At 72.3% G+C, this 13,366-nt stretch carries 11 protein-coding genes and 1 pseudogene; 4 read left to right on the top strand and 8 right to left on the bottom strand.

From position 1 onward, the window contains the following. The first annotated feature begins 34 nt into the window (after positions 1-34). Positions 35-997, top strand: a complete 963-nt coding sequence (locus EF879_RS09845; protein ID WP_123557134.1) for a fibronectin type III domain-containing protein — start codon at positions 35-37, stop codon at positions 995-997. A 63-nt stretch (positions 998-1,060) separates the two neighbouring features. Here EF879_RS09845 and EF879_RS09840 read toward each other — a convergent pair whose 3' ends face one another. Beyond that, positions 1,061-1,864 (bottom strand): sugar phosphate isomerase/epimerase, encoded by an 804-nt coding sequence (locus EF879_RS09840; RefSeq protein ID WP_123557132.1) that lies wholly within the window; start codon positions 1,862-1,864, stop codon positions 1,061-1,063. An 82-nt stretch (positions 1,865-1,946) separates the two neighbouring features. Beyond that, positions 1,947-2,939 (bottom strand): Ppx/GppA phosphatase family protein, encoded by a 993-nt coding sequence (locus tag EF879_RS09835; protein ID WP_123557130.1) that lies wholly within the window; start codon positions 2,937-2,939, stop codon positions 1,947-1,949. A gap of 76 nt (positions 2,940-3,015) precedes the next feature. On the opposite strand from EF879_RS09835, the pseudogene EF879_RS09830 reads away from it, so the two are divergent. Further along, a pseudogene (locus EF879_RS09830) lies at positions 3,016-3,798 on the top strand (hypothetical protein); the annotation flags it as partial. A gap of 254 nt (positions 3,799-4,052) precedes the next feature. On the opposite strand, the gene EF879_RS09825 reads toward EF879_RS09830, so the two are convergent. Next, the gene (locus EF879_RS09825) at positions 4,053-4,736 is read right to left on the bottom strand and encodes a response regulator transcription factor (RefSeq protein WP_123557129.1); all 684 of its coding nucleotides are present in this window, start codon (positions 4,734-4,736) and stop codon (positions 4,053-4,055) included. A 33-nt stretch (positions 4,737-4,769) separates the two neighbouring features. Continuing rightward, on the bottom strand, positions 4,770-6,092 hold the full coding sequence (locus tag EF879_RS09820; protein ID WP_123557127.1) for a cell wall metabolism sensor histidine kinase WalK: 1,323 nt from the start codon (positions 6,090-6,092) through the stop codon (positions 4,770-4,772). A gap of 243 nt (positions 6,093-6,335) precedes the next feature. Here EF879_RS09820 and phoU point away from each other — a divergent pair, with 243 nt between their 5' ends. Next, positions 6,336-6,977 (top strand): phosphate signaling complex protein PhoU, encoded by a 642-nt coding sequence (phoU, locus tag EF879_RS09815; protein ID WP_123558304.1) that lies wholly within the window; start codon positions 6,336-6,338, stop codon positions 6,975-6,977. Between the two features lie 60 nt (positions 6,978-7,037). Here the strand turns inward: phoU and EF879_RS09810 are convergent, their stop codons facing one another. Then, on the bottom strand, positions 7,038-7,841 hold the full coding sequence (locus EF879_RS09810) for a phosphoglyceromutase (RefSeq protein ID WP_123557125.1): 804 nt from the start codon (positions 7,839-7,841) through the stop codon (positions 7,038-7,040). A 149-nt stretch (positions 7,842-7,990) separates the two neighbouring features. Between EF879_RS09810 and EF879_RS09805 the strand changes: the two genes are divergently transcribed. After that, the gene (locus tag EF879_RS09805) at positions 7,991-9,436 is read left to right on the top strand and encodes an MFS transporter (protein WP_123558302.1); all 1,446 of its coding nucleotides are present in this window, start codon (positions 7,991-7,993) and stop codon (positions 9,434-9,436) included. 407 nt (positions 9,437-9,843) lie between these two features. On the opposite strand, the gene EF879_RS09800 is transcribed toward EF879_RS09805, so the two are convergent. The 3 genes from EF879_RS09800 to mshA form a co-directional block, all read right to left on the bottom strand. Next, positions 9,844-10,959, bottom strand: a complete 1,116-nt coding sequence (locus EF879_RS09800; RefSeq protein WP_123557123.1) for a hypothetical protein — start codon at positions 10,957-10,959, stop codon at positions 9,844-9,846. A 114-nt stretch (positions 10,960-11,073) separates the two neighbouring features. Further along, the gene (locus EF879_RS09795; protein ID WP_123557121.1) at positions 11,074-11,598 is read right to left on the bottom strand and encodes a YbjN domain-containing protein; all 525 of its coding nucleotides are present in this window, start codon (positions 11,596-11,598) and stop codon (positions 11,074-11,076) included. A 242-nt stretch (positions 11,599-11,840) separates the two neighbouring features. After that, on the bottom strand, positions 11,841-13,211 hold the full coding sequence (gene mshA, locus EF879_RS09790; RefSeq protein WP_123557119.1) for a D-inositol-3-phosphate glycosyltransferase: 1,371 nt from the start codon (positions 13,209-13,211) through the stop codon (positions 11,841-11,843). Positions 13,212-13,366 lie beyond the last annotated feature (155 nt).

The following is a 13,366-nucleotide window of genomic DNA, read 5'->3' as shown; positions in this document are numbered from 1 at the left end:
TAAGTTTGTTGGTCGGGAACCACCGGGGGCGCAGATGGCGATCCACACCCTCCTGGCGGCGGTGCTCACCCTCGCGGGGGCCGTTCCGGTGCCCACCGACACGACACCGCCGACCGTCCCCGGCACTCCGGTCGCCACGCAGGTCACCGAGACCTCGGCCCTGCTCACCTGGCGTCCGTCCACGGACGACACCGGGGTCACCCAGTACGAGATCTGGTACCAGCGCCCCGGCGACACCGGCTTCCACGCCAGCAGCGCCGTGCCGTCGTACCGGTTCACCGGACTGCGGCCCGACACGACGTACACCTGGGTGGTGCGTGCCTCCGACGGCCGCAACGTCAGCGGCTTCTCCGCGCCGGTCACCTTCCGTACCGATCCGGCGCCCCAGGAGTCGGAGCCGCCGAGTCCGCCCGGTGCCCCGGTGGTCACCGACGTCACCGCCCGCACCGTGGGCCTGACCTGGACACCCTCGACGGACAACGCCTCGGCCCCGACCTACCTCGTCTACGCCCGGACCGAGGGCGTGGGCACCGCCGTCGTGATCGGCGGCAGCGGCGAGGCCTCCACCGAGGTCAGGATGCTCATCCCCGACCTGACCTACGACTTCCACGTGGTCGCCCGGGACGTCTCCGGAAACGTCTCCGCGCCCTCCCCGAGCACCCGGCAGCGCACCGGCTCCGACCCCGACGGGTCATGCCGAGCCGGTTACCGACCGGCCAGCGGCGCCGCCCCGGACGCCATCCAGGTGACCAACACCGGCCCGGTGGGATTGCAGGCCTGGTCGATCCGGTTCCGCCTGCTCGGCGGCCAACGCGTCGAGGAGGCCGGGTACGCCTGGGCGCAGCACGGCCCCGACGTGGTGCTCTGGTGGTCCGGGTGGAGCGACGAGCTCAGTGTCGGCGAGACGCTGACCGCCTCGCTGCGCGTCTCCGGCGGTACGCCGGACGTCGTCCCCACCGACGTCACCCTCAACGGCGTCACCTGCACCGCCGCCTGACGCCCCCCGACCCGGGGACGCGACGGGACCGGAAGGCCGGCATCGCCCCGGGGTGGGTACGGCTCAGGGCGTGGGAACGTCGACCGACGTGCTCAGGTGTCGGCGGGTGTAGGCCAGCGCCGTCCGCAGGTCGTTCTCGCGGTCGGCCCGGCTGCGGGCCCGCCGGGTGGAGACCTCCAGTGCGACGGAACCGGTGAAGCCCCGCCCGGCGAGCGAGCCGAGCAGCTCCGCGCAGGGCTGGGTGCCCCGGCCCGGCACCAGGTGCTCGTCCCGCCCCTCGCCGGTGCCGTCCCCCAGGTGGACGTGGGCGAGCCCGCTCCCCATCCGGTCGGCCATCACCAGCGCGTCGGTCTGGGCGGCGGCGCAGTGCGACACGTCCAGGGTGTAGGCGTCGTAGCCGGTGTCGGTCGGGTCCCAGCTCGGCTGGTACGGCACGAACCGTCGGCCGGCCATCCGCACCGGGTACATGTTCTCCACCGCGAACCGGATCCCGGGATGGTCGGCGCCGAGCTTGCCGAGGCCCTCACCGAACGACCGGGCGTAGTCCCGCTGCCAGGTGAACGGCGGGTGCACCACCACGGTCGGCGCCTCCAGCGCCTCGGCCAGCACCGCCGAACGACGCAGCCGCTCCCACGGGTCGGGACTCCACACCCGCTGGGTGACCAGCAGGCAGGGCGAGTGCACCGAGAGCACCGGGACGCCGTAGTGCTTCGCGAGCCCGCGCAGCGCCCCGGCGTCCTGACTGACCGCGTCGGTCCAGACCATCACCTCGACCCCGTCGTAGCCCAGGGCCGCCGCCAGCTCGAAGGCGGCCGCCGTCGGCTCGGGAAACACCGAGGAGCTGGACAGCAGTACGCGGGTGGTCACGTCCTTCAGGGTAGCCCGCCCGGTCCCGTACCACTCGGGACGAGCCGCCGCAGATCGCCCAGTGGAGCCGGGAACACCCAGCTCACAAGGGGTGTCGGGGAGGTCGACGGAGGCTACGCCACCGCGGGCGGCGGGGCGGCTCCAGCTGGTCGAGCCGGCGCAGGATGACCCCCTCACGCAGCGCCCACGGGCAGATGTCGAGGGTCTCCACCTCGAGTCGGCGCATCACCGCCTCCGCCACCACCGCCCCGGCCAACACCTGGTGGGCCCGGCGGGCGCTGACCCCCTCCAGCTCGGCGAGCTTGGCCGGCGGGATGTGCCGGATGAAGCCGACCACCTGGCGCAGCCCGGTCTGGGAGAGGCCGCGCCGGGCCCAGAGCCCGGCCGACGCCGGCGGGGCCCCGGCCAGCCGGGCCAGGATCCGGAACGTCTTGCTGGTGGCGACGACCCGGTCCCACTCGATTTCGGCCATGTCGTCGACGACCGGGCGGAGGACGCTCTCGACGTGCCGCTCCAGCCGGACGACCGCGGCCGGGTCGGGCGCGGCGTCGCTGTCGGGCCCGAGCTCCAGCCACGTACGGGTCAACCGGCCCGCGCCGAGCGGGAGCGAGCGGGCGAACTCCGGCTCCTCGTCGATCCCCACCGCCATCTCCAGTGAGCCGCCGCCGATGTCCAACACCAGCAGCCGACCCGCCGACCAGCCGAACCACCGGCGTACGGCGAGGAAGGTCATCCGGGCCTCGTCGGTGCCGGAGAGCACCTGCAGGCGCACCCCGGTCTCGGCCCGGACCCGGGCCAACACCTCCCGCGCGTTGGTGGCGTCCCGGACCGCGGAGGTGGCGAAGGCCAGGAGGTCGTCGACGCGCAGCCGGTCCGCGGACCGCTGCGCCTCGGCCACCGCGGCGACCAGCGCGTCCGCGCCGGCCCTGGTCAGCGCCCCGTCGGGGCCGATCTGCTCGGCGAGCCGCAGCACCGCCTTCTCGGAGTGGGCCGGCCAGGGGTGTGCCCCGTGATGGGCGTCCACCACCAACAGATGCACGGTGGTGGAGCCGACGTCGAGTACGCCGAGTCGCATGACAAGACCCTAGACGCAGGTCAGAGCGGGGTTACGGGCGTACGCTGACCAGGTGGCACCGCGTAACCAGCTCAGGATCCTCGTGGACGACCCCGCCGACCCACGCAGCCGGGAGGTCCCGCTCGACTTTCCTCGGGAGTGGATCGAGTTCCCCGACCCGGCCGACCCCGAACACCTGATCCGGGCCGACCTGACCTGGCTCCTGTCCCGCTGGGCCTGTGTCTTCGGCAAGACCTGCCACGGCATCATCGCCGGTCGCTCCGCCGACGGCTGCTGCTCACACGGCGCGTTCTTCACGGACGCCGACGACGAGAAGCGGGTCCGGGCGGCGGTACGGCGGCTCACCCCGCGGACCTGGCAGCACTACCGGCGAGGCTTCAAGAACTACACCGAGCTGGACTCGGTCGACGGGGAGTCGCCGGCCCGGCGTACGGCGACCCGGGGCGAGGACGGCCCCTGTGTCTTCCTCAACGACGCCGACTTCCCGGGCGGCGGCGGCTGCGCCCTGCACGCCCAGGCGCTGCGGGACGGCGTACACCCGCTGGAGTACAAGCCGGACGTCTGCTGGCAGCTCCCGATCCGGCGCGACCAGGACTGGGTGAAGCGCCCCGACGGGACGAAGGTGCTGGTCTCCACGCTCGGCGAGTTCGACCGGCGGGGCTGGGGCGCCGGCGGGCACGACCTCGACTGGTGGTGCACCTCCTCGCCGGAGGCGCACGTCGGGACCGAGCCGATGTACGTCTCGTACGAGCCTGAGCTGACCGCGCTGATCGGCAAGCCGGCGTACGCCAAACTGGCCGAACTCTGTGGCGAGCGGGCCCGGCGCGGGCTGGTCGCGCCGCATCCGGCGACCGCCGAGGCCGACCCGGTCGTGGTACACCGGCAGAAGGGCGATCCAAAGACGGCGGGCCCACGGGCCGCCACCGGCAATGGCACACCGGGAACATCGGGGGCCGCGACCGGCAACGGTCGGTCGGCGGCGGTCACGGGCCGCCGACGTCCGACCCAGCGCACCGCCGAGCCGGCGCCCTGACCCGGACGCGGCGCGAACGGACGATCCACGCCCGCCGGGACGCGGGCAGGCTGCGGGCACGACAGGCCGGTCTGCCCGGGCTACGGCTCGAACTTGTAGCCCAGGCCGCGGACGGTGACGATGTACCGTGGCTGCGACGGCTCCGGCTCCACCTTCGAGCGCAGCCGCTTGACGTGCACGTCGAGGGTCTTGGTGTCGCCGACGTAGTCGGCGCCCCAGACCCGGTCGATCAACTGGCCCCGGGTGAGGACCCGACCGGCGTTGCGGAGCAGCAGCTCCAGCAGCTCGAACTCCTTCAGCGGCAGCTGCACCGGGTTGCCGTCGACGGTCACCACGTGCCGCTCGACGTCCATCCGGACCGGACCGGCGGCCAGCGTCGGCGTGTTCGCCTCGGCGGTCTCGTTGCCGCGTCGCCGCAGGACGGCCCGGACCCGGGCGACCAGCTCCCGGGGCGAGTAGGGCTTGGTGACGTAGTCGTCGGCGCCGATCTCCAGCCCGACCACCTTGTCGATCTCGCTGTCCCGGGCGGTGACCATGATGATCGGGACCTGGGACCGCTGGCGAAGCTGGCGGCAGACCTCGGTACCCGACATCTCAGGCAGCATCAGGTCGAGCAGTACGATGTCGGCGCCGGTCCGGTCGAACTCGGTCAACGCGTCGGTGCCGGTCGCCGCGGCCGAGACCTCGAATCCCTCCTTGCGCAGCATGTAGGAGAGGGCGTCGGAAAACGACTCCTCATCCTCGACCACGAGTACACGGGCCACGGACTGTCCTCTCTCTGTCGATCCGTACGGGGGCTAGCCGACCGGATCGGTCTCGATCTCAACTGACGGGGCTGACGGCAGGAAGGCGTCCGGGGGACGTGCGGGCAGCCGCAGGGTGAACGTCGACCCACCACCAAGAGTGCTGGAGACCTCGACCCGACCGCCATGGTTGGTGGCGATGTGTTTGACGATCGCCAGCCCAAGCCCGGTGCCGCCGGTCTGCCGCGACCGGGCCTGGTCGGTCCGGTAGAAGCGCTCGAAGATCCGGTTGACGTCGTCCGGCGCGATCCCGATGCCCTGGTCGGTGACGGCGATCTCGATGTGGTCGCCGTCACGCCGGACGGCCAGGGTGACCGTCGTCCCCTCCCCGGAGTAGGCGATCGCGTTCTCGACCAGGTTGCTGACCGCGGTGGCGATCTGACTGTCACTGCCGTAGACGGTCAGCTCGCGGTCGCCCTCGACGACGATGCTGATCCCCCGGGCGGTGGCGGCGGTCCGGGTCCGGTCGAGGACCTCGGCGATGACCCAGTCCACCGCGACGGGGTCGGGGTCGGGCAATGGCTCGGCCCCCTGGAGCCGGGTGAGTTCCAGCAGCTCGTTCACGAGCTTACCGAGCCGGGTCGACTCGTGATGGATCCGTTCGGCGAACCGGCGCGCCGCCGCCCACTCCTCGGACGGGTCGACGGTACCGCCACCGATGGTCCGGTCGGTGGCGTCCAGCAGCGCCTCGGCGAGGAGCTGGAGCGCGCCGATCGGGGTCTTCAGCTCGTGGCTGACGTTGGCGACGAAGTCCCGACGGACCCGGGCGACCCGGTGCGACTCGGTGACGTCGGCGGCCTCGACGGCGACGTAGCCGGAGCCGATCCCCATCGCCCGCAGGTGGACGCCGAGCGGATCCTGCATGCCGCCGTCGCGGCCCCGCGGCAGATCCAGTTCCACCTCCCGCCGGACGCCCGTACGTCGGACCTGGCCGGCGAGGGTTCGAATGATCGGGTGTGCGGCGACCGTACCCGGGGTGGTGCCGACCCGGAGCAGCCCCATCGCCCGGGCAGCCGGGTTGACCAGGACGGGGACATCCTGGGCATCCAGGACAACGACCCCGACCCGGAGCGCATCAAGGCTCCTACGGCCAAGACCGGGCAGCCCGCCCGCCTGCTCCTCGGTGCCTATCGCCGGCCTCCTGTGACGTGTGGTGCCTGTCGCACCGCCCGTCCCGAAGGTGACGTCGCCGGGACGGCCAGACGGCGCTCCGACGGCGCGGCGCCGCGACCTCGGGTCGAGCCGGTGCCGGAACGGGCCGAGGGACAGGCCGAGGCCGAGCCCGCCGACAACGCCTGCTACCACCCCCCAGTCCACGCGGCGATCGTAGGGTCATCGTTAACCTATCGACCAGGCAAAATCGGGCGAATCACGCGGCCATCAGGGAATGTTCACCCTCCGTCCGAGTGCCGTTCACCAACGTTCACCCCCGGGCCGCCGCGCCGCCCTACCGTGGGCGGGACCCCCATCAGCCGTGCGCACGCCGGACCGATCCGCCGCCGGACCGGCCGGTCGTCCGCCGGTCGCCGGCGCGACGAACTGACCCAGTGGGACGTGATCATGCGCGAGGAATTTCGGATCGACCTGAACATCGTGAGTCAGCTCCTGGTCGACATGGCCGAAGCGGTGCAGGTGGCGATGCGGCAGGCCACGAAGGCGCTGCTCACCGCCGACCGAAGGGCCGCCGAGGGTGTGATCGCCCGAGACGCGGAGGTTGACTCGATCTTCCGGCAGGTGGAGGAGCGGGTCGGTGACCTGCTGGCCCGGCAGGCCCCGGTCGCCACCGACCTACGGATCCTGATCACCGCGCTGCACGTCGCCGCCGACCTGGAGCGGATGGGCGACCTCGCCGACCACGTCGCCAAGACGGCGGTACGTCGCCATCCGTCGCCGGCCGTGCCAGCCGAGCTACGCGGGGTCTTCACCGAGATGGCGGCCGTCGCCGACCGGATGGCCGCCAAGATCGCGGGCGTGCTGTCGAAGCCCGACGCCACCCTCGCCGCCGAGCTGGAGCAGGACGACGACGCCATGGACGACCTACACCGACGGCTCTTCGCGATCCTGCTCGACGACGAGTGGCCGTACGGGGTGGAGACCGCGATCGACGCCACCCTGCTCGGCCGCTTCTACGAGCGGTACGCCGACCACGCGGTGAACGCCGGTCGGCGGGTCGTCTACCTGGTTACCGGCGAACCCGCCTGATGTGTTAGGAAGGGCCCCTTGTTATACAGAATCCGATAACAAGGGGCCCTTCCTTACAGGTCAGCGGCCCTGGTTGGCGACGGCGGCGGCGGCCTCCCTGGCCGCCTCCGGGTCGAGGTAGGCGCCCCCGACGGTCAGCGGGCGCAGCGACCGGTCAAGGTCGTAGCGCAGCGGGATCCCGGTGGGGATGTTCAGCTTCGCGATCGCCTCGTCGGAGATGTTGTCCAGGTGCTTGACCAGCGCCCGCAGCGAGTTGCCGTGCGCGGCGACCAGCACGGTCCGGCCGGCGAGGATGTCCGGCACGATGGAGTCGTACCAGTACGGCAGCAGCCGGTCCACGACGTCCTTCAGGCACTCCGTCCGGGGCATCAGCTCCGGGGGAAGCAGGGCGTAGCGCGGGTCACCGACCTGGGACCACTCGTCGTCATCGGCGATCGGCGGCGGCGGCGTGTCGTACGACCGGCGCCAGAGCATGAACTGCTCCTCGCCGTACTCCTCGAGGGTCTGCTTCTTGTTCTTGCCCTGGAGCGCGCCGTAGTGCCGCTCGTTGAGCCGCCAGGAGCGGCGTACCGCGATCCAGTGCCGGTCGGCGGCGTGCAGCGCCAGTTCGGCGGTGCGGATGGCGCGGCGCAGCACGCTGGTGTGCACCACGTCGGGCAGGAGGTTGTGTCGGCGCAGCAGTTCGCCGCCGTGCCTTGCCTCCGCCTCGCCCTTGGCCGTGAGGTCCACGTCGACCCAGCCGGTGAAGAGGTTCTTGGCGTTCCAGTCGCTTTCGCCGTGCCGGAGCAGCACCAACGTGCCCACCGCGGCGCCCTCGCCCGCCACCGGGGCACTGTCCGGTTCGGTCCTCGTACTCGCAGTCATGGGGCTCATCCTGCCGGACCAGCAACGGTGGCACGCGGCGACCCAGCGTGAGGACCGACACGTGGAAATACGGATGACCTGGCTGGTGGGCCACGACTAGCGTCGTAAGGCGCTTGACAGCTATCGGTCATTACCGTACGGGGGGCATGGTGCGGACGGTCCGGAACTGGTTCCAGGAGACGGTGGGCGGGCTACCGCGAACGTTCTGGTACCTCTGGACCGGCACCCTGATCAACCGGCTCGGCTCCTTCGTCATCATCTTCCTGGCCATCTACCTGACCGAGGTCCGCGGCTTCTCCGAGTTCGAGGCCGGGGTGGTGCTCGGCCTCTGGGGCGCCGGCGGCGCGGTCGGCACGCTGACCGGGGGCGTCCTCGCCGACCGGTGGGGGCGGCGGCCGACCCTGCTCACCGCCCACGTCGGCGCCGCCAGCATGATGCTGGCGCTCGGGTTCGCCCGGCCGCTGTGGGTGGTGGCGCTCGGGGCTCTGCTGCTCGGCGTCTTCACCGAGGGAGCCCGGCCCGCCTTCGGCGCGATGCTGATCGACGTCGTGCCGGACCGGGACCGGCTGCGCGCCTTCACCCTCAACTACTGGGCGATCAACCTCGGCTTCGCCCTCGCCGCGATCCTCGCCGGCCTGGCGGCCGAGGCGAACTACCTGCTGCTCTTCGTCGTCGACGCGGCCACCACGCTCGGCACCGCCGCGATCATCTTCCTGAGGGTTCCCGAGACCCGCCGGCTCCACGCCGCCTCCGCCCCGGGCACCCGGCCCGACCGCGCCGCGCCACACCGGGGCGGGCTCTGGAGCGCGCTGACCGACCGGGTCTACGTCAGCTTCGTGGCGTTGAACATCCTGCTCGCGCTGATCTTCATGCAGCACACCTCGATGCTGCCGATCGCGATGGGCCAGGACGGACTGTCGCCCTCCACCTACGGCGCCGTGATCGCGGTCAACGGCGTGATGATCGTGGCTGGGCAGCTCTTCGTCCCCCGGCTGATCGCGGATCGCCGCCGCTCCCACGTGCTGGCGCTGGCGGCGCTCCTCGCCGGTGTCGGCTTCGGACTGACCGCCTTCGCCGACGGCGCCTGGTTCTACGCCCTCACGGTGGTGATCTGGACCCTCGGCGAGATGCTGAACTCGCCGTCGACCTCGACGCTCATCGCCGAGCTGTCGCCGTCCGCACTCCGCGGCCGTTACCAGGGGCTCTTCTCGCTCTCCTGGTCGGTGGCGGCCTTCGTGGCGCCCATGGCCGGCGGATTCGTCCGGGAACGGTTCGGCAACACGGCGCTCTGGCTCGGCTGCGCGGCGTTCGGCACCATGGCCGCCGTCTCCCACCTGGTCTCCGGGCCGGCCCGGGAGCGCCGGGCCCGCGCGCTACGGGCGATCGAGGAGGCGTACGCCGAGCCCACGGCGCCATCGCTCCGGCCGACGGAGGCGGTTCAGCACGATGAGACAGTTCAGCCGGTGCCGGCGGCTCGGCCCACCGAGGCGGTTCGGCCGGCCGGGTCGTCCCGGCCCACGGAACCAACCGGGTCGTCTCGGCCCACGGACGGGCTGGCGGGAGGGCGCTCGACTCCGGCCACGGTCGACGCCTGAGCCGGGCCGGTGGCTCGGAGCGGGGGCCTACCGGCACCGCCGGACCATCGGCTGCCGGACGCGATCGAACGGGTTTCCGGGACGGCCCGGCGGCGGCGGGCGACGCTCACCCCCGTAAACGCCGCCCGCACACACCGCCGGTAACAGGTGGCCGCGCCGTCCCCCAACGGCTTTCCCAAGCCACCCGTCCCCAGCATCGGCGCTCGGTGCGCGAATCTGATCGATCCGGCAATCCCCCGAACTATTCCGAGCGCGATGCGCCTACTTACGGTAGTTGTCGCCAGATCAGCCACACAACCCGAGACCCCTGTCTTGCCGGTCACATCGGGTTACGATGACGTTTTTCCGGCGCCGTACGGGACAACACCGGGCGCCATCGTCCGTATTCCCGATGCTAGGCACTCCCGTCATCCCTCCTCCCGGTCCGGCGACTCCGTACGGAAGAAGTTGCTCTGCCGGCCGTCGGACAACTGCTCCTGGTAGATGAAGTTCAGGCGCCGTAGGTCGAAGGTCTCGAACCACTCGTCCCAGCTGACCGGCCGCAGTCCCCCGCCTTCCCGCCAACCCGGGAAGTCAAACGTCAGGACGCCGAGCCGGCCCTCGCGCTCGGTGCCCTCGATCGTCGCCGGCTGGGCGTTACGGGCCTCAGCCCACCGCCTGATGACGTCGTGGTCCCGGGTCACCAGGCTCCGACCCGGTCGCTCCGGCTGGTCCTGGGTCGAGGTGATCGGTTGGGCGTACTTCAGGGTCTTCGACGTGCCGCCGCCCGCCGGACGGGTCTGGCCCGCCGCCGACGTGCGCTTCCGCGCCCCGGTCGTCGCCTTCCGGGCCGGCGCGGCCGTGGTCTTCCCGGTTCCGGCGGCGGCCTGCCGGACCGCGGCGGTCGTCGCCGTCCGCGTACCGGGCGCCTTCGTCCCGGCCCCAACGGCCTTCCGGGCACCGGCCGTCTTCCGTACCGTCGCCGTGGTGGCCTTCCGGCCCCCGGCCGACTGCCGGGCGGCGGCCGTGGTCTTTCGGGCCGGCGCGGGCTTCGCGGCCGCCTTCCCTGCCGGCCCCCGCTTCGCCGGGGCCCGCTTGGCGACCGTCTTCTTCGCCGGAGCGCGCTTGGCGACCGCCCTCTTGGCCGGGGCGCGCTTCGCGGGGGCCTTCTTCGCCGGCGCCTTCCGGGCGGTGGCGACGCGCTTGGCGGTGACGGTCTTCCGCGCACCGGCCCGCTTGCCGGGCGCGGCGGCGATCGTCTTCGCGGCCGTCCTCCTCGCCGGGGCCTTCTTGGCCGGCGCCTTCGCGGCGGCCTTCTTCGCGGCGGCACCGCCCCGACTCTCCGCCCGCAACGTACGGACCAGGCGGTTCACCAGATCCATCTTGCGCAGGGCCGAGATCCCCGAGATGCCGCGTTTGCGGAGCTGACCGCGAAGGTCCTCGACCTTCATCATCTTGATCTTGTTGATGTCGGTGCCGCTGCTGGGCCGGCGCTTCGTCGCGGTCGCGGTTGCGCCGCGACCGGAACTGTTCCGCTGGGCCATGAGATCCTCACGCTCCCTCTGACAGTCTGTCCTCGGCAGGCGGCGCGGTCATCGCTGCGTACCGCCGTGGGGGCACCAGCACGGGCCGCCGGTGCCACCGCCGGGGCATACCCGTCAGGGGCGGTCCAAATCCGAGTTTTCCGGAGCCGATCGCTCGACAAGGTGCGCGAACGCCTGGAGGTTCGCCAACGACTCGCCCCGCTTGACCCGCCACTCCCACTCCCGGCGGATCGCCGTGCCGAACCCGATCTCCAGCATCGTGTCGAAGGAGTCGTCGGCGTAGCTGAGCACCGCGCCGAGCAGCCGGTCCAACTCCTCCTCGGTCACCGAGGCGAGACTCACCCGGCCCGTGAGGTACACGTCGCCGACCGCGTCGACGGAGAAGGCCACCCCGTACATCCGGGCGTTGCGCTGGAGCAGCCAGGTGAAGAGCTCCTCACGCCGCTCGTCCGGCTGGCGCATCACGAACGCCTCGATCCGCAGCGCGTAGTCGCCGACGATCAGGTTGCAGATCGTCTTGAGCTTGTGTGTGCCGGGCAGCGTGACCGCGTACGAGAACTCGCCCGTCGGCTCGCAGCTCAACTGCCGGTCGGCGCAGACCGACTCGATCAGCTGACCGATCTCCGCCCGTGACCTCATCCCGCCCACCTTCCGTCCGGCTCGGCCTCGTCTGCACCGCAACCCGGCGGCACCCGCACCGGTCCGCTGTCCGCGCCGGCAGCCGCCGACGACCCGCCGGCGCGCAGCCCGCGTACCCGAGCGCCCGGCGACCCGCGCTCGCCCGACAGATCCCCCCCGTGCCCGGCCGGCCGCGACCGCTCGTCGGAAGCCCACCCGCCCGGGCTCGCGGGTGGCCTCGGACCGCCGCCCGATCCTCCGGGTCAGCAGGCCAGCGGGACCACCCGTGCCCCCTCCGTCAACTCGGAGGCGAGCTGGTTGCGGTGTTCCGCCACCGCCCCACGGTAGACGGCGAGCAGCCGGCTGGCGGTACGGGCCCAGGAGAAGCTTCGGGCGTGCGCGACCGCGCCCCGGGACAGCTCGGCCCGCCGGCCCGGCGCTGCCAGGAGGCCGCCCAGGACCCGCGCCCAGTCGACCGGGTCGTGCCCGTCGACCAGCACCCCGCTCACCCCGTCCCGGACGGCGGTGACCAGGCCACCGACCGCGGCCGCCACCACCGGCGTACCGCAGGCCTGCGCCTCCAGGGCGACCAGGCCGAACGACTCGTTGTGCGACGGCACCGCGACCAGGTCCGCGGCCCGATAGAGGGCGGGCAGGTCGTCGCCGGTCTGCGGTGGCAGGAACCGGACGGCGTCGTCCACGGCGAGCTTCGCGGCGAGGTCGATCAGCGCGGTCGGCCGATCCAGCCCGCTACCGCTCGGACCACCGGCGATCACCACGGTGACGCGCTCGGCGAGCCGGGGATCGCGGTCCCGCAGCTCGGCGAGGGCGTGCAGCAGCACGTCCGGCGCCTTCAGCGGCTGGATTCGACCCACGAACGCGACGACGGCCCCATGCTCGGGCAGGCCCAGCCGGCGGCGGGCCGCGAGCCGGGCCGCCTCCTCCCGCCCCGGGGTCGGAGGCGTGAAGCGGTCCAGGTCGACGCCGGGCTCCACCACCTCGACCCGGCCCGGGTCCGCGCCGTACCGGTCGATCAGGTCCCGGGCCTCGACGGCGGTGTTGGCGACCAGCCGGTCCGCCTCCGCGACCACCTGCTCCTCGCCGATCACCCGCGCCCTCGGTTCCGGCCGGTCCCCCTCGGCGAGCCGGGCGTTCTTGACCTTCGCCAGTGTGTGCGCGGTGTGCACCAGCGGCACCCCCCAGCGCTCCTTGGCCAGCCAACCGACCTGACCGGAGAGCCAGTAGTGCGAGTGGACCAGGTCGTAGTAGCCGAGGGGCCGGGCCGCCTCGACCCGGAGCACACCCGTGGTGAAGGCGCAGAGCTGACTCGGGAGGTCCTCCTTGGCCAGGCCCTCGAAGGGGCCGGAGATGACGTGCCGGACCAGGACCCCGGGCGCCATCTCGACCACCGGTGGCAGGTCGCTGGCGGTGGCCCTGGTGAAGATCTCGACCTCGACGCCGGCCTCGGCCAGCCGCCGGGAGACCTCGACGATGTAGACGTTCATCCCACCCGCGTCACCGGTACCGGGTTGATCCAGCGGTGAGGTGTGCACGGAGAGGGTGGCAATCCGTCGGGGGGTCGGCCACGGTTGGGTACCTCGCTGCCGGGCGACGCCGGTGTGCGCTTCCGCCACGTCCGCTCCTTCTGTCACGGTGTTCCACCGTCCCGCACGACCGGGGCCCGTCAACAAGAACCACCCGGGTGGGTGACATCTTCCCGATCGGGCAGCTCCCAATCCTCCATGCGTCCCGGCGTGGTGACAGACCTCATTCCGGCCTGCCGGGATGG

It is taken from the genome of Micromonospora sp. HM5-17, from assembly GCF_003762835.1.
GTDB lineage: Bacteria > Actinomycetota > Actinomycetes > Mycobacteriales > Micromonosporaceae > Plantactinospora.
Note: the sequence above shows the minus strand (reverse complement) of the source record. Positions and strands in the feature narration are given on the sequence as shown.

Coding starts and splice junctions, on each gene's coding strand:
- EF879_RS09810 (WP_123557125.1), bottom strand. CDS start 7,841: ATGACTGCGAGTACGAGGACCGAACCGGACAGTGCCCCGGTGGCGGGC.
- EF879_RS09835 (WP_123557130.1), bottom strand. CDS start 2,939: ATGCGACTCGGCGTACTCGACGTCGGCTCCACCACCGTGCATCTGTTG.
- phoU (WP_123558304.1), top strand. CDS start 6,336: ATGCGCGAGGAATTTCGGATCGACCTGAACATCGTGAGTCAGCTCCTG.
- EF879_RS09795 (WP_123557121.1), bottom strand. CDS start 11,598: ATGAGGTCACGGGCGGAGATCGGTCAGCTGATCGAGTCGGTCTGCGCC.
- EF879_RS09800 (WP_123557123.1), bottom strand. CDS start 10,959: ATGGCCCAGCGGAACAGTTCCGGTCGCGGCGCAACCGCGACCGCGACG.
- EF879_RS09845 (WP_123557134.1), top strand. CDS start 35: ATGGCGATCCACACCCTCCTGGCGGCGGTGCTCACCCTCGCGGGGGCC.